General features: G+C 47.2%; 17 protein-coding genes. 6 read left to right on the top strand and 11 right to left on the bottom strand.

Annotated features, from left to right (window positions below; all coding sequences use genetic code 11):
• Positions 1 to 1,233, bottom strand: coding sequence for a YeeE/YedE thiosulfate transporter family protein (locus THIAE_RS08555; RefSeq protein WP_006460938.1), 1,233 nt, complete (start codon positions 1,231 to 1,233; stop codon positions 1 to 3).
• Positions 1,227 to 1,568 carry an ArsR/SmtB family transcription factor gene (locus tag THIAE_RS08550; RefSeq protein WP_006460939.1) on the bottom strand — a complete coding sequence of 114 codons (342 nt, stop codon included), beginning with the start codon at positions 1,566 to 1,568 and terminating at the stop codon, positions 1,227 to 1,229. The genes THIAE_RS08555 and THIAE_RS08550 overlap by 7 nt, the downstream gene beginning before the upstream one ends.
• Positions 1,569 to 1,735: 167 nt before the next feature.
• Here THIAE_RS08550 and THIAE_RS08545 point away from each other — a divergent pair, with 167 nt between their 5' ends.
• Together THIAE_RS08545 and arsJ are read left to right on the top strand one after the other, a co-directional pair.
• On the top strand, positions 1,736 to 2,758 hold the full coding sequence (locus tag THIAE_RS08545; protein WP_006460940.1) for an ArsJ-associated glyceraldehyde-3-phosphate dehydrogenase: 1,023 nt from the start codon (positions 1,736 to 1,738) through the stop codon (positions 2,756 to 2,758).
• Positions 2,758 to 3,960, top strand: coding sequence for an organoarsenical effux MFS transporter ArsJ (gene arsJ / locus THIAE_RS08540; RefSeq protein WP_006460941.1), 1,203 nt, complete (start codon positions 2,758 to 2,760; stop codon positions 3,958 to 3,960). The genes THIAE_RS08545 and arsJ overlap by 1 nt, the downstream gene beginning before the upstream one ends.
• Here the strand turns inward: arsJ and THIAE_RS08535 are convergent, their stop codons facing one another.
• From THIAE_RS08535 to THIAE_RS08520, 4 genes are read right to left on the bottom strand one after another with little or no spacing between them, the layout of a single operon-like run.
• On the bottom strand, positions 3,961 to 5,100 hold the full coding sequence (locus tag THIAE_RS08535; RefSeq protein WP_006460942.1) for an HprK-related kinase B: 1,140 nt from the start codon (positions 5,098 to 5,100) through the stop codon (positions 3,961 to 3,963).
• 24 nt (positions 5,101 to 5,124) lie between these two features.
• Positions 5,125 to 6,042: a GAK system ATP-grasp enzyme gene (locus THIAE_RS08530; protein ID WP_006460943.1), complete on the bottom strand. Its 918-nt coding sequence runs from the start codon at positions 6,040 to 6,042 to the stop codon at positions 5,125 to 5,127.
• Complete coding sequence (locus tag THIAE_RS08525) at positions 6,029 to 7,642, bottom strand: aminoglycoside phosphotransferase family protein (protein ID WP_006460944.1); 1,614 nt, start codon at positions 7,640 to 7,642, stop codon at positions 6,029 to 6,031. The genes THIAE_RS08530 and THIAE_RS08525 overlap by 14 nt, the downstream gene beginning before the upstream one ends.
• Positions 7,639 to 8,007, bottom strand: coding sequence for an amphi-Trp domain-containing protein (locus tag THIAE_RS08520; RefSeq protein ID WP_006460945.1), 369 nt, complete (start codon positions 8,005 to 8,007; stop codon positions 7,639 to 7,641). Before THIAE_RS08520 ends, THIAE_RS08525 begins: the two co-directional genes overlap by 4 nt.
• A 152-nt stretch (positions 8,008 to 8,159) precedes the next feature.
• Here THIAE_RS08520 and lgt point away from each other — a divergent pair, with 152 nt between their 5' ends.
• From lgt to THIAE_RS08500, 4 genes are read left to right on the top strand one after another with little or no spacing between them, the layout of a single operon-like run.
• Positions 8,160 to 8,957, top strand: a complete 798-nt coding sequence (gene lgt / locus THIAE_RS08515) for a prolipoprotein diacylglyceryl transferase (RefSeq protein ID WP_006460946.1) — start codon at positions 8,160 to 8,162, stop codon at positions 8,955 to 8,957.
• Complete coding sequence (locus THIAE_RS08510; protein WP_006460947.1) at positions 8,954 to 10,270, top strand: RNA-binding domain-containing protein; 1,317 nt, start codon at positions 8,954 to 8,956, stop codon at positions 10,268 to 10,270. Before lgt ends, THIAE_RS08510 begins: the two co-directional genes overlap by 4 nt.
• 37 nt (positions 10,271 to 10,307) lie before the next feature.
• Entirely contained in the window at positions 10,308 to 11,141 is an 834-nt protein-coding gene (locus THIAE_RS08505) for a thymidylate synthase (RefSeq protein WP_006460948.1), read from the top strand.
• Positions 11,138 to 11,644: a dihydrofolate reductase gene (locus THIAE_RS08500; protein WP_006460949.1), complete on the top strand. Its 507-nt coding sequence runs from the start codon at positions 11,138 to 11,140 to the stop codon at positions 11,642 to 11,644. Before THIAE_RS08505 ends, THIAE_RS08500 begins: the two co-directional genes overlap by 4 nt.
• 15 nt (positions 11,645 to 11,659) lie before the next feature.
• Here the strand turns inward: THIAE_RS08500 and THIAE_RS08495 are convergent, their stop codons facing one another.
• The 5 genes from THIAE_RS08495 to THIAE_RS08475 all read right to left on the bottom strand — a co-directional run bounded on the left by THIAE_RS08495 (position 11,660) and on the right by THIAE_RS08475 (position 16,104).
• On the bottom strand, positions 11,660 to 11,974 hold the full coding sequence (locus THIAE_RS08495) for an H-NS histone family protein (protein WP_006460950.1): 315 nt from the start codon (positions 11,972 to 11,974) through the stop codon (positions 11,660 to 11,662).
• 149 nt (positions 11,975 to 12,123) lie between these two features.
• Entirely contained in the window at positions 12,124 to 13,521 is a 1,398-nt protein-coding gene (mgtE, locus tag THIAE_RS08490; protein ID WP_006460951.1) for a magnesium transporter, read from the bottom strand.
• 107 nt (positions 13,522 to 13,628) lie between these two features.
• Complete coding sequence (locus tag THIAE_RS08485; RefSeq protein WP_006460952.1) at positions 13,629 to 13,868, bottom strand: hypothetical protein; 240 nt, start codon at positions 13,866 to 13,868, stop codon at positions 13,629 to 13,631.
• A gap of 42 nt (positions 13,869 to 13,910) precedes the next feature.
• Positions 13,911 to 15,269, bottom strand: a complete 1,359-nt coding sequence (mgtE, locus tag THIAE_RS08480; RefSeq protein ID WP_006460953.1) for a magnesium transporter — start codon at positions 15,267 to 15,269, stop codon at positions 13,911 to 13,913.
• 124 nt (positions 15,270 to 15,393) lie between these two features.
• Positions 15,394 to 16,104 carry an outer membrane beta-barrel protein gene (locus tag THIAE_RS08475; RefSeq protein WP_006460954.1) on the bottom strand — a complete coding sequence of 237 codons (711 nt, stop codon included), beginning with the start codon at positions 16,102 to 16,104 and terminating at the stop codon, positions 15,394 to 15,396.
• Between the last annotated feature and the right edge of the window lie 12 nt (positions 16,105 to 16,116).

The following is a 16,116-nucleotide window of genomic DNA, read 5'->3' as shown; positions in this document are numbered from 1 at the left end:
TTATTTTGAGCGATTAAGCCAAGCTAGCGCCACCATATTGCCGATAACGGCGGCGATGAGCCATAGCCAGCCATGTAAGCTACCCGAGGCAATGCCGCTAAAGAGCGCGCCGATATTACAGCCGTAAGATAGCATAGCACCCAAGCCCATTAACAAACCGCCGAGCGCATAATAGCCAATGGCGTGCTGGCCGTCAGGTAAGGGGGTGATCGCCTTGGGTTGTAGAAGGGTGACGGCTAGCGCACCGAATATAACCCCTAAAGTGGTCATGCTGACATGATCTAACCAAAGCGGCCGAGCGACACGGTCTTGATAGTGACCGGCAATATCCCAAAACGACCAGTCTAACAGCATCCAGCCGGTGTGTAATTCAATCCACTCGGCTAGTTTAAACGGCCAGAGAGCAAACACCGATGCCACCGACCAGGGTTGCCCCGCTAACAATAAAATAAAGGTGCTAAGGAGCGCGAGTAGCAGGCCTGCTAACAGCAGCTGGTGTGCGCGGCTGAGGGCTAAACCGCTGCTTGATGATGGCGCATAGGGCGTCGCGCCCCATTTTGACTCTAGGCTAAGTAACTGAGTAAGTTGCTGGGTGCGCTGTTGTTCATAGCGGGTTAATGCCCAATAGATTAGCGCCAGTAAGCCCAGACTCACCAGCAGGCCTGCTAGGCCCCAATCCAGGGTAAAAGACCAGGGCAGCAACGCTGGCCAGGCATCCCAGTAGGTAAAGCTATAAGCTGCCAGCACGCCACCGACAAACATCATCAGTAGTGACACCATTGGCAGCGCTTGCAGTTGGCCGGCGCGGTTAAGCGTTCCTGATGAGCAATTACTCGCCAACTGCATCCCAATCCCAAACAAAAATGCGCCCAGAATCACCGACCAACCAGCTGGGCGTACTAACCCCTGAAAAGACCCGTCATCAGACTGCCCTAGCCACAACAGTGGGCTAAACAACATGAGCGCTGCGGCGAGCATAATCACTTGCGCACGTGCGCCAAGCGTGTTGCCCTCTAAAATGGATTTGCGCCAGCTGCTACTAAAGCCAAACACAAAATAATTTAGTGTTGCACCTAAGCCCATGCCGACCAGCAGCAGGCCTGCTGATACCCACGCCCCTTGCAAGACTAACCAGCTTAACGCGACTATTAATAGGCCGGCACTGGTGATAAGCATGATTTGACGTGCTAAACCGTAATGGCTACGCCAGTGCGTGAGGCGAGTAGCTAGCATGTCGGCGCGCTCAAACGGGCAAAATCAGCGACAAAATCGGGGTGAGTTTGCCAGGCCTGCAACCAAGGCTCGATGGGTAAGGGCAGTGGGGTGATGAGTTGATAATGCATCCACGCGCCTTGGCGTTGGGCATCGACCCAGCCATGGCGTTTTAAATAGGCCAAATGCCGGGAAATAAGACTTTGTCCGAGGGCGGTCGCACTGACCAGTTCACAGACACATAGGCTCGGCTGACTGGCTAACAGGGTTAATAGTCGTAAGCGTACCGGGTCACTGATGACTTTGCCATGGGCTGCGAGCTGGTCTAGCGGGAGACTGTGCCAAAAGTTTGTCATAAAAATGCAACCATCCTCGGTGCTAAATCGGTTAATATCTGCTTAAGCATATATGTGTTAAGGTTAACGCACTGGCTAACAAGCTCGTTTTAAACTAGCTTTAATTATAGCGAAGCCCGTTAACTTGACCAACTAATCAACCCTTAAAAAGCATGAAAGGATACAAGATGACAATTCGAGTGGCTATCAACGGATTTGGACGGATGGGACGTTTGGCGCTAAGAGACTTGATGGAGCTAAACGACGTTGAGGTGGTGCATATTAATGAAACCGCTTGTGATGCGGCAAGTTCAGCCCATTTAATGAATTTTGATTCGGCGCATGGGCGTTGGTGGCATGAAGCTAAGGCCAGTGATGCGGGTGATGCAATTGAAGTGGGTGGTCAGCGCATAGGTTATTCGATGAATAAAGCTATTGAGGACACCGCTTGGGGCGAGATGAATTTGGATGTGGTGTTAGAAGCTACCGGTAAATTTAGAACTCAATCCGCCTTGCAACCTTATCTTGATCAAGGCGTGCCGCAGGTGGTGGTGGCCGCACCGATGAAAGAGGGCATTAAGAATATCGTCATGGGCATTAATGACGACATTTTTGTGCCAGGGCAAGACCCAATTATTACCGGCGCTTCTTGTACCACCAACTGTATTGCACCGGTGATTAAAGTGCTCCATGAACAAATTGGTATTAAGCATGGCACGATTACCACCATGCATAATTTGACCAATACCCAGAAAGTCGTCGATCACGGTCATGCTGATTTACGTCGGGCGCGGGCGAGTTTTCAATCATTGATTCCGACCACTACGGGTTCGGCAACCGCGATCGGCACGATTTTTCCAGCACTGAATGGCAAGCTGAACGGCTTGGCGGTGCGCGTGCCGTTTATGAATGCCTCGCTAACCGATTTGGTGATGGAAATGGATCGCGAAACCAGTGTAGTGGAAGTCAACGGTTTGTTTGAACAAGCGGCGCAAACCTATTTACAAGGTATTTTAGGTTTCGAAAATCGGCCATTGGTGTCGGCGGATTATGAGGGCGAGCGTTGTTCATCTGTGATTGATGGCTTATCAACACTCGTGGTGAATGGCACGCAGGTTAAAGTCCTCGCCTGGTACGACAATGAAGTCGGTTATGTTGCGCGTTGGGTCGAATTGGCTATTAAGTCCGCTAAACTAAACCAGGCCTGCTAATGAGTCCGTTGCAGCAATATGGCCTGGTAACCGGTAATTACTGGGCCTTTACTATTACCGATGGCGCGTTGCGGATGCTGGTGGTGCTGTATTTTTGGCAACTGGGTTATAGTCCGCTTGAAATCGCGTTGTTATTTTTGTTTTATGAATTTTTTGGCATTGTCACTAATCTGGTGGGCGGCTGGTTAGGCGCACGCTGGGGGTTGAATGTGACGATGAATATTGGCTTGGCCTTGCAGGTGGGGGCCTTGTTGATGCTGACCGTGCCGGCCGAATGGCTAGGCGTGGTTTATGTAATGGTTGCGCAAGCCTTATCGGGTATTGCCAAAGATTTAAATAAAATGAGCGCGAAAAGTGCCATTAAAAATCTGGCTTCCGATCAATCCGGCCAGCTCTATCGTTGGGTAACCTTGTTAACGGGATCAAAAAATGCCTTGAAAGGGGTCGGTTTTTTTGTCGGCGCGTTGCTGTTAGCTTGGGTCGGGTTTGCTGCGGCTATGTGGATAATGGCTGGGGTGTTAACGGTATTTTTATTGGTGTCCATGCTGCTATTGGATGGTCGCTTAGGCAAGGCCAAACATAAACCTAAGTTTAATGAGATGTTTTCTAAAAACCCGCAGCTTAACTGGCTGTCAGGCGCGCGCTTTTTTCTATTTGGTGCCCGTGATGTCTGGTTTGTGGTGGCCTTGCCGGTGTTTTTGGTGTCGGTATTGGAGTGGGATCATACTTATGTGGGTGCGTATTTGGCGCTCTGGGTGATTGGCTACGGTATTGTTCAGGCCTTGTCGCCGAAACTAACCGGGTGGAAGTCTGGCAAAAACCCAAGCGCGGGGACCGCACGTTTTTTAGCGCTTAGTTTAGCTGGCGTTCCCTTATTGATGGCGTTGCTGCTGGACTGGGCACCGCAAACAGTCATCGTGGTGGGGCTGTTAATATTTGGTGTTTTGTTTGCACTAAATTCTGCGGTGCATTCCTATCTGATCGTGTCGATTGCCAGTCATGACGGGACATCGAAAGATGTCGGCTTTTATTATATGGCGAATGCCGCTGGACGCTTAGTCGGCACCCTGTTATCGGGCTATGTTTATCAAGTAGCCGGTATGGAAGCCTGCTTGGCGATTTCAGCCGTATTTGTCTTAATAGCAGGCCTGGTGGTGATTAAGATGGACGTGAATAAGCCAGGTGTTAATCAGTCTGCTTGATTAGTTATGCTGGGCTATATAGGCATCGATTGTGGCTTTGGCCGCTTGAAAATCAACCTTACCTGTTAAGCGCATCATGGTGCAGTCTTGCAATAATGGCAAATAATCGTATGGATTGGGATGCTGCGGTTGTGTGGGGGTAAGACCTTGTGCATTTTGATAAAACGGGCCGGCCGATTTCATAATAGCCGATAAATACTTAGGTTCGGCTTGGATATTGAGCGGCACCAACCGGGTCGGGTCGGTGGCGTCTGCCTGCCAATCTAAAATAATCAGCAGATCAAGTGGTGTGCTGGCCTGATAGGGTTGGTTGGGAAAGTGTTTAGTCACCATGACATCGTACTTTTCTTCTAGCGCCCGCAATGCAGGCTCGCTTAACGCCTTATAGCGCGCAGGGTCTGGCAAAATGCCGCTTAATGCCGGATTATTGAGCAAGGTGCCCGGATTGACTCGGGGTTGCTTGGGGATGCCATAGCAAATGAGTTTGGGCTGAGCTGATTGATCTTGATTAGCCATGCGCTGCAATACAATCCGGTCGTTGCTAATAAAGGCATCGCCTTCGCGTAATAAATGCAGCATCAGTGTTGATTTTCCGCCGCCTGAAAATCCAGCGATGGCAATGCCATAATTGCGATAACGCAGCGCAGCACAATGGCCGAGTTGGTTTGCAGATTGATTGGGCGCACTTTGATTGAGCCGCCAGCTTAAGTATTGACTGAGTATAAAATTAATCACTTGGTTGGGGTGGGCGAGCAGATCACCCATCGCACGCAACTGGGTCGGATGTTGCCAGAGTATTAAGCCAGTGCGAACCTTGTGAACGAGCCGATCACTCGGGCTTAAATCATATACGGCTTCTTTGCGACCTTGTTTACCTGGCTCGCGTTGCCAATCTTGAAAAGGCAGCGCATAGAGTTGCGTTAACTGCTCGGAAGCGCTGAGATGTAGGGTTAAGCAAGGCGCATTATCCTGTTGCAGGTGCGCAACAATCGCTTGTTGGTCATGGCTAATAAGTGGGCCAAAGTAGTCGGCGAGTTGTTTGCGAAGGCGCGCATCTTGCGCACGAATCAACAGTTGCCAGCCGGTAAGACGAATAAGTTGCGTGGCTGAAGTCTGGTCTGCGGGTTGGTCTGCAGTCATAAGCGGTACTTTTCTATTTAATAATTATTTGGCAGACTGAATCTGTTGAATAGCATAGTCGGCATATTTTTCGGCCATATTCATACCTAGTGCATCGTATGCCCCTTTAAAGCCACCAAATGCGGACACTTCAAAGCACATGGGGCCATCGGCTGTTTCGGCCATATCTACCGTGGTGAAATCAAGGTTAAATACCGCTTGGGCCCGTTCAGCCATCGCGAGCGTATCTGGCTGAGGCTCGGCCGGGGCATATTTGCCGCCCTCACTGGTGCTAGTGGTCCAACTATGTTTTTGATTAACCCGTGCATAGGTGCCTTGATACTGCCCGCCTAAAAACATCAGGCCTAAATCCTGGTTGGGCAGGGTAATTTTTTGTTGAATATAAAAAAAGCCTTGTTGTTGCTGAAACTCAGTCAGTTGATCACGCAGTTTTTTTAACGGCGTTGTGGCTGACAACCAAATCATCCCCTTGGCTTTAGTTGAAAAGAGCGGCTTGATAATCGCTTCACCAAAATATTGCACTGCCTCAAGGGCTTCATCCAGACTTTCGGTTGCCAGGGTGGGCGGCATAGCAATCCCGGCTTGACGTAGCGCTACAGTACAGCTTAGACGATCGACAAGACGAATAATTTTTTCCGGTGATGAAAACACCTTCACGCCGCGGTATTCGGCAATGCGCAGCATTTCTAAACGGTCAATCATGCCTGGATGATAACGGGTGGCGGCTTTTTTAATCACTAAACCATCAAGCTCAGCCAAATCCTGCCCACGATAGAGCAAACGACTGTTAGCTAAGTCGGCCGCGACTTCACCCAAGTCGATAACCAGTTTAAAGCCGGTGCGGGCAGCGAGCGCGTCAGCAAGCAGCTCACTAGACCATTTGCCAGGAATGCCGATTACAGCAATTTTGAGCGAGTGTAGCGTGGTCTTAGTAAGGACCATAAAAAATCTCCGTATCTATCCGAAAGTCAGCAGGATCATGGCTTTTGGCGTAGTCTAGCAGTAAAGTGAGCAGTAAGCGACCACGATCAAACAAGGCGCGAGCATGGGTTTCATCTAATACAAAGCGAGTTGAGGTAATAAACGAGCGCGCAAGGCCAAGGGCCAAACGCGGGTGAATCATGGCATCTTGTTGTGATGCGGCAAAGGTTTCAGCAAACTGATAGAGCTGGGTCATGCTTTGACCAATCAGTTGGCGGTGTTCGGCATCATATAGCTGTAACCGAAAGTGTGACACCATCAGCACCGCAATATCTTGCAGATAGTCTTGGTAACCGGAGCGATGGAGGTCAACTAAAAAAATTTGTTGGTTGTCTGGGCGCAATAAAATATTGTCGAGATTCAGGTCGCCATGACAAAAATAATGCTGAGGCGGTTGCAGTTGCAGTTCGAGTTTATGCGCTTGTTTAATTAACTGGCGCAGCTTAACACCTTTAAGCGAACCGAGTTGATGCAGTTCTTTTTTGAAGTTGCCGTGCACGTGCCAAACATCATTAAGACGATCTTGTAATTGCTGCATAAACAGTTTGGGCGGGTTGTCTTTGCTGGCTAGGGTGATGGCCTGATTGCGCCACACCTCTTCGAGCCGTTCGCATACCAACGCAAGGCTGGCTAAATAGCCTTTCGGTTTGGCCTGAGTCAGCCAGTGATCGAGGCGAATGCCATCTAAAAATTCAACAAATAACGCCGCTTGCTCGCCTTCGCGATGATAGCCATAGACATCGGGTACCAGGTCTGGTGCATAATTTTGCCAACGAGCAAACTGGCTTTTTTCTTGTTTAATTTTGGCACGCTGCCCTTGTTTAACCACACCAAGGGGGGCATGGGGTTCATGCTCAGCGGCGACCTTGCTAATCACACAACCCGATTTAGTATGGGCAAGGGTTTCAAGTTGCAGGCTACCCGCATCGCGGGTGAGATTATCGGCTTCACTTTGAGCCAGTGTCGCCTGTACTGCGCGCCATTGTTCAGGTTGGGTGTGAACGCCCTCAGCCAGTTGGCTAATGCGTTCGGTGAGTTGGCTAAGTTGGGCACTAAACTGCGCTAAACACAGGGTCAGCTTATAGTCGTTCAGGCTATCGGGCAGTTTCAGCGAAAAGATTTCAAGTTGTTGAAGTCGGGTTTTCGTTAAAGTGTTTTCAGTGACACCTTCGACACTATGTGGCGAGCTAGGCTTGAGTTGCTCAATCAATTGCTGCAACACATTGTCCGCCAGTTTTAAAGGTTTACTGAGAGATTTGTGTAGTTTCGCGGACTCGGTCTTTGCAGATTGTTTTTCGACCAGTTTGGCGAGGGTGGTAAGTTGTTGACTGGCTTGTTGACCATGAAAACCTAGTTGCGCCCAGGCCAGCGGGTTAGGCAATGCAGCTAACTGTGAACCCAGTTGATTAACAAAGTTATTAATATAGGCTATGCGTGTTTGACTTTTGGTGATGCTTTCTGACGCATTGTTTTGTAGGCCTTTCAGTAGCCACTGAACTTGTTTTTGCAGCTCTAATAATAAAAAAATCAGTGCATCAGGCGTGGCATCATTGGGTTTCATGCGTCATCCTGGTCAAGGTGTTTTTTCTTGGTCTTTTTTGACTTCTTCGTTTTGCTGCCTGCTTTACTGCTTAATAATAAAGCATCGGCTTGATCATGCTCACCCGCTGTTTCATCTGGAATCCATGCCAGGGTAATGCGAATTTCTTGATGCTGTTTGGCTTGTTTCGCCTTGATTTTGACCCGGGTTAAGCCTTTTGGCGTTAAGGTGACTTCATCGTCCTCTTGGCTGAGCTTGAGGTGGCCTTGTTTAAAGCCATCCCGAATGGTGTCGAGATAATTAAGCACGGCATCTAAACTTTGCAGTGATTGGTGCTCAAACACATTTGAGCCGGATTTGATGGTTTTGTCAGTTGCTTTACTCATGATGGGTTACCTAATCAGTTGAGATGTATCCTAAAAGCTGAATATGACAGTGGGGTTAAATACAGTCATTACGGATGGTTTTATCTAATTGTAGCCAGTGGCGCATTGGTTTACACTAGGAATATTTTTTTATCATTAAGGATTGAGCCGCTATGTGGAGTTATCCTGTCATTGATCCTGTGGCCTTAGCACTTGGGCCGATTGCTATTCACTGGTATGGACTGATGTATGTGCTGGGGTTTGGTGCCGCCTGGCTGTTGGGTGTGTATCGCGCCAAATCGTCGCCGATTTGGGATAAGGACAAGGTCGGCGACCTGCTGTTTTATTCGGCGTTGGGTGTGGTGCTGGGTGGTCGCATAGGGTATGCGTTGTTTTACGACTTCGCAGGCCTGGTGGCCAATCCGCTGTCATTGGTGATGGTGTGGCAAGGCGGCATGTCGTTTCATGGCGGGCTGTTAGGTGTCACGCTGGCGATGTGGTTGTTTGCGCGTAAACAAGGCCTGTCGATTTTTTCGGTGGCCGATTTTGTGGCGCCACTGGTCACCATTGGTTTAGGTTTGGGGCGGATTGGCAATTATATCAATGGCGAACTTTGGGGCAAAATCACCGATTCGCCATTGGGAATGTGGGTGTATGATCCGATGTTGAATGAGGTGGTGCAAAAGTATCCAAGCCAGCTGTTGCAGGCATTTTTGGAGGGCTTGGTGCTGTTTGTGTTGCTGTGGTGGTATTCATCCAAGCCGCGTCCGGCCGGGTCGGTCGCCGGTCTGTTTTTAGCTGCCTATGGTGTGTTTCGCATCGTCGCCGAGTTCTTTCGCGTGCCGGATGCCCACATAGGTTATCTTGCGGGCGACTGGCTCACGATGGGTATGTTGTTGTCACTGCCCATGATAGTGATCGGGGTCGGCTTAATGGTTTGGGCGTATAAAAAAGCTGAAAAACAACCATGATTGAGTCACAAACCACCGAGTTTAAACGGGTTTGGCAAGATGATTATCTCAAAACCATCTGTGCCTTTGCTAATACGCAAGGTGGTTCGTTGTACGTTGGCTTGGACGATCAAGGCCGAGTGATTGGTATTCATAACCTAAACGAACTGCTTGAAACCCTGCCCAATAAAATTAACAACCGTCTAGGCGTGATTATTGACATAAAAGCCCATCGCCAGCAGGAGCTTGATTATTTAGAAATAAAAGTACCTGCCACTTACGCCCCGGTTTCCTTATCAGGCAAGTTTTATCAGCGCAGCGGGAGTAACACACTCGAACTCAATGGCGGCAATCTCACCAACTTTCTACTCAAAAAATACGGCAAAACCTGGGATGATGTTGCAGTCGATAATTTCACTTTAGATGACATTAATCTCGACACCATCGAAGCATTTAAAAACTGGGCTCGAAAGCGTGTACCTGCCATTGCTAATGAGCGTGATCTCAAAACACTACTTGAACGCTTAAATCTGTACGAAGGCGACAAACTCAAGCGTGCCGCTGTGTTACTGTTTGCCAAGAATCCGCAAAAACACTTTATTCAAGCACACGCCAAGATTGGGCGTTTTTTAAGTCCAACCGAATTGATTACCAGTGATATTATTGAAGGTAATTTGTTTCAACAGCTTGAACAAGTTATTGATGTGTTGCGTGCCAAATATCTAAAAAGTTATATCAGCTACGACGGACTAAACCGCATCGAAACGCTGGAATATCCTTATGAAGCCATACGTGAAGCGGTAATAAACGCGCTGATTCATCGTGACTATAGCGATACAACCGTGTTGCAAATTCGTGTGTACGACGAGCGGCTTGTGATGAGTAACGGTGCGACCCTCTCGCCCGAAGTGCCAATCGAAAAGTTCAACCAAGAGCATACATCGAAACCGTTTAATCCGGTGATTGCCAATGTGTTCTACAAAGCCGGATTTGTTGAAAGCTGGGGCAAAGGCACCAACAATATTGTGCAAGAATGCTTAAAGATGGGCTTGCCCGAACCCCGTTACGAATACAGTTTTCATTCGGTGAATGTTACCTTTTTTAAAGCGGAAGAAACCACCCAAGAAACCACCCAAGAAACCACCCAAGAAACCACCCAAGAAAAGTTGCTGGTTTTGATCAAACACAATCCGAAAATCACCCGAAAAGAAATGGCGCAACGATTAGGTAAGGCAGATGCTACCATTAAAGAACATATCGAAAGGCTTAAAAAATCAGGTGCTCTTAAGCGTGTGGGCAGTACAAAAAGTGGCTATTGGAAGATTGTAGAATAAAGTAAACTGATAACAGAAAAGTTTGGACAGAAATCGTATGAAACAATATTTAGATTTATTGCAACACATTATCGATCATGGGGTGCAGAAGGGTGATCGCACCGGTACGGGTACGCTGTCGGTGTTTGGTTATCAAATGCGCTTTGATTTGCAGCAGGGTTTTCCGTTGGTGACCACCAAAAAATTGCATATCCGCTCGATTATTCATGAGCTGTTATGGTTTTTATCCGGTGATACCAATATTCAATATTTAAAAGACAATCAGGTGCGGATTTGGGACGAGTGGGCGACGCCAAACGGCGATTTAGGCCCGCTCTATGGCAAGCAATGGGTGGCGTGGCAAAGCCCTAATGGTGAGGTGATTAACCAAATTCAACAAGTGGTGGATACGCTTAAAACCAATCCGAACAGTCGGCGTATGATCGTCACGGCTTGGAACCCGGCCGATTTGCCGGATGAGTCAATCAGCCCGCAAGCCAATGTCGAGCAGGGCAAAATGGCGCTGGCGACCTGCCATGCTTTTTTTCAGTTTTATGTCGCTAATGGCCGTTTATCTTGCCAACTCTATCAGCGCAGTGCCGACACCTTTTTGGGGGTGCCGTTTAATATTGCCAGCTATGCCTTATTGGTACACATGATTGCACAGCAAACCGGTTATGAAGTGGGCGAATTTATCTGGACGGGCGGCGATGTGCATTTGTATAACAACACCCTTGAGCAAGCTAAATTGCAATTAACGCGTGAGCCTTTACCTTTACCAGGCCTGGTGATTAAGCGTAAACCCGATTCGATTTTTGATTATCAATTTGACGACTTTGAAATAGTCAATTATCAATCGCACCCGCATATTAAAGCCCAGGTGTCGGTATGAGTTTTAAGCGGCCAAAATTAATGATGATCGTTGCGATGGCGAAAAACCGCATGATAGGCAAAGACAATCAAATGCCTTGGCATTTGCCGGACGATTTAAAATATTTTAAAGCGCAAACCTTAAATAAACCGGTCATTATGGGCCGTAAAACATTTGAATCAATTGGTGCGCGCCCTTTACCTAATCGCCCTAATTTAGTGATTAGCCGTAATCCTGATTTTCAAGCCGAGGGTATTCAGGTGTTTGATTCTGTTGAGCTGGCTATTGAGTCGGTGGCAGAGGCTGACGAAGTGGTGATTATGGGCGGTGCACAACTTTATGCGCAATGGCTGGATAAGGTTGATCGTTTATTGATTACTGAAGTGGATGCCGCGCCTGAGGGTGATGCGTTTTTTCCGGTCATTGATCGGCAGGCCTGGCGTGAAGTGTCACGCCAGCATCACCCTGCGGATGCGCGCCATCCTTTTGCGTTTGATTTTGTCGAATATCACAAACGCACATAAATATAAATATGCGGTTTAAATTTCAAGTGATGTTAAGCTGCGACCTGCGCTGATTTGTTCCTCAACCCATTTTGGTGTGCGGCCACGTCCGGTCCACGTCAGGCTTGGGTTTGATGGGTGTTGATATTTTGGTGCGACTTTAGCGCCCGTTTTTTTGGCAGGCTTTTCATCATTAATTACTAAATCAATTGATAAACCTAAACTTGCCGCACGCGCTTTAAACTCATCAATTAACTGCTTTTTTTCTGCCTGTTGTTTTTGTTCAATCATTTTCTGTACTTGTTTTTCAAGACGAATTAACTCTTCCACACTCATTTGATCTAAGTTCATAATATATCCTGTTTTAAATTGTTACTGAATGGACTATTCTTACAACTATTAATAATACGCTATGTATTAAGCATTTTACAAACAGGGTGTGCCTTAAATTAATAAGGACGCGTATTTTGCGTCCTTATATCTATTTAAATGTCTTGGGTTTAAATAGGTGGGCTAGTGGGTAAAATGGCGACAGCAATACTAAAATAAATAAGAATGCCAACAATATCAGCCATTGAGGTAATTAAGGGCGCGCTTGCCGTAGCCGGATCAATTTTGAGCTTTGACAGTAAAAATGGCAAACTCATGCCCATTAAGCTGCCAACAATTACCACTACGACCATTGAGATAGCGACCACTGCAGCTAAATCCCAGCCACCACGCCAATAGCCAATTGAAGCTATAGCAATACCCATCGTGATACCAAGTGCAGCCGCAACACTGACCTCTTTTAAGATTAACCGCCCCCAGTCACGCAGTTCAACATCCCCTGTGGCCAATGACCGTACCATCAGGGTGGAGGCTTGTGAGCCAGCGTTACCGGAGCTACCAATAATGAGTGGTAAAAAGAATACTAGCGCCACGACGGCAGCAATTGTGTCTTCAAAGGTGGCAATAGCCAAACCGGCAAAAATATTGACAAACACTAAAAGTAATAACCAGCCAATACGTTTGCGATAGAGCAATACGGGGCTCGCTTCGCTAATATTAAAGTTGATTACGCCGACAGAGCCCATTTTATGGAAATCTTTAGTGGTTTCAGCCTCAGCAATATCTAAGATATCATCGACCGTGACCATCCCAACTAACTCGCCATCAATATCGACGACCGGTAAGGAGTTGAGGTCATAATGCTGCATCATCTCAACAGCTTTTTCTTGATTTTCTGTCGCCTCAATAAAAATAACCTTATGGTCCATTAAATCGGCAATAGTGGCATTAGGGTCAAGTGCTAAGGCGAGTTTTCGAATATGCAGGGCATCTAATAAGATATTATCTTCATCTAGTACAAATAAAGTATTCAGTCTTGTGGTGTCTTGATTGAGTTTTTTTAAATAATCTAGCGCGTATTTAATTGTCCAATCTTTATGAATAGCGACATAATCTGGCCGCATTACCCGCCCAACGCTATCTGCTGGGTAACCCAATAATAATTGCACTTCACGTAATTGCTCGTGGGGAAGTTTTTGGGTTAGGGTTTTGACTATCTCAGCAGGGAGCTCATCTAAAAAAGCCGCGCGGTCGTCAGCTTCTAGGCTTTTAACTAGGTGCAAACTGTCTTCATCACTTAGGTGTGAGATGAGGTCTTCTTTAGCAGGCTGTGACAAGTAGGCAAAGACGGCAGCGGCCGTTTTACGCGGCAGAGTCCGAAAAAATAGAATCTGCGTGGCTTTGGCAAGACCTTCAAGCAGTTCAGCCGTGTCTTGTACTTCGATCAGTTGAATGCGTTGGCGGATTTTATCAAATTGACGTTGATTAAGCAGTTGCTCTAATTCGTCGAGGCGGTCGTGGTAAACCTTGGCATTATGTGAGGGGTCATATTCCCATGGATAGCTCATAATCTTACTTTTTTGTTTTTTTAAATTATGGACTAGTTTAACAAAAATTAGTTACAGCTTAATTAATCTTGTTGCCTTAGCTTAAGAATCTACCAGTATTTCGGTCATTATTCAGAGGTAGTGGCAGACCAGAATACTTGAGTTGCAAAAGGTGAGCGACGTAAGCGATCCACCACCTTTTCAAAGTCATCGCCATCAATCGACTGAGATACCAGTTTGGCTTCAATTTCGACTTCATGTTCACCAAAGACATTAATTTCGACATTCTGGCAGGGGTACTTGGCTTTTTCCAAAATAATTTCCATAAGCTCAAATGCTTCGTTTTGGGGTTCTTTTGGCGCAATCACTGACCACCATGCCTGGTGGTCAATTTGTTTTAAGGTTATAAATTAAACATCGGTTGGCATATCGAGCATCATCACTGCGATTGAGAAGAAGATGATGACGCCCACACCATCGGCAATGGTAGTAATTAACGGTGCTGAGGCCGCCGCCGGATCAAGCTTAAAGCGTGACAAAATAAACGGCAAACTCATACCAATCACACTGCCTACAATAACAATCGCCACCATTGACATGGATACCACCAAGGCAATCTCATAACCACCACGGAAAATACCTAATGTGGCTACCGCGAGTCCCATTGATAATCCAAGTAGGAGTGCAACACTAAACTCACGGCCCAGCATCGAGAACCAGTCTTTAAGTATGACATCACCGGTTGCTAGTGCGCGAACCATCAAGGTTGAAGACTGGGCGCCGGCATTTCCGCCGCTGTCAATCAATAGCGGCAAGAAGAATACCAATGCCACATAAGCCAAAATGGTTTCTTCAAAGTGGGCAATACCCGCACCGGAGAAAATGTTACCAAACACCAATAGCACCAGCCAAAATACGCGCTTTTTATAGAGCAGCCCAACGGTCGCGTCTTTCATCGAAATGTTTTTTAACGCCATGGTGCCGCCACCTTTGTGGAAGTCTTCGGTGGCTTCTTCTTCGCTGACATCCATCGCATCGTCCACGGTCACAATGCCAATTAATTTGTTGCCGCCGTTGGTCACCGGAATCGCTAGTAGGTCATAGCGGCTAATTAAATTAGCCGTTTGTTCGCATGGCCATTCTGCTTTGGCGTAGACGACCTCTGTTTTCATAATATTTTCTATCGCGGCACTCTCGTCTGCCATGATGAGATCACGCAGTGAAAGGGCGCCTTCCAATTGGCGATTGGGGTTAACCACATAAATAGTGTAAATAGTTTCTTTATTAGGTGCTTGGGCACGAACGCGTTGCAACGCATCGCGGACACTAATACCAGCAGGGACTGAAACATAGTCGCTGGTGGTGATGGAGCCGGTTGTTCCTTCGGCGTAGGAGGCCATTTTTAAAATGTCCTCTCTTTCCTTTTTAGCCATGCCTTGCATCACTTGAACGCGGCGGCCGTCTGGCATCCGGTTGTAAATATCAACCCGGTCATCAGATGGCATATGCGTAAATAGTTCTGCTATTTCTTCAAGCTCCATGTAGTGAAGCAACAGGTCTTGCAGGCTCGCCGAAAAGTGACTAAATAATCCGGCACGAGGTGCGCTGGGGAGTTTACGTAACAAGCCAAGGTTAAACTCGGCTTTCGCATTGTCCATCATTTCAGCGAGATCAGCGCTCGGGGTATTGCGCACTAGGCGGGCAAAGCCTTTATCATCATTTGCTTTGAGCAGGTCGTTCACTTTATAAAAGAGTTCTTCGCGGATCATTATTGTCTCCAGTATCTTGGTTATTATCGCCAAGCCACTGGACATAATAATGCTCAGTGATTTGGCTTGGTTTCAGGGGGGTAAGACAAGGGTCTCTCCTTACAGGGTTTAAAAAGCCTTCGCTCTATTTCAGCCAGCTTGCGGTTTCATAGACAAAACCTAAGCGGACATAGTTGGTTTCATTATCAGCGTCTTTTAAGCTGTCGCCATAGCTGATATCCAGTTGCCATTTGTCAGTGACATTAAAGGCCGCACCGAATTGATAACCGCGTGTTTCATGGTCACCGCTTTCGGTATTGCCAAAAGCTTCAACATAGCCGCGCACAGAATCGGTGAAATGGTATTCCGCACCGATACCCCAAAGCGCAAAGTCTTTTTTTAGGGTTTGATCACGGCTGAGTCCAAGATTTAGGTGTAAATCTAATTGATCATCCAATAGGTTAAAGCTGATCGGTGCGAGCAATGTATAAACGGCTTGATCATGTTCAATTTTGTCGGCCAAGACCACGCCCAGGCTCAATGCAACCGCCCAACCGTCTTGTTCGGTAAGCATCGTTTTGGCATTTAGGCCGTACAGGTTAAAGCTGTCTGCATCATCAAAGTTAGCGTGTCCCAGCGCAAAGCCTAGTTCCCAATGACCATTTAAGTTACAAGCCGGTGCAACCCAAATTTCATTCGCTTTAGAATAGTTATCTACCCAAGCTTCAACATGGCAAGATTTGTGGTCTAGGATGCCAGCATCATCAACGTTCATTGGTGAGCCGGCGAAAGCCGTGACTGGAACAGCAAGCAGCGTTGCCAGGGTAAGTTTTTTTAGCTTGAAACGTGTTTTCATAACACGGTCTCC

It is taken from the genome of Thiomicrospira aerophila AL3 (assembly GCF_000227665.2).
Taxonomy (GTDB): Bacteria; Pseudomonadota; Gammaproteobacteria; order Thiomicrospirales; family Thiomicrospiraceae; genus Thiomicrospira; species Thiomicrospira aerophila.
Note: the sequence above shows the minus strand (reverse complement) of the source record. Positions and strands in the feature narration are given on the sequence as shown.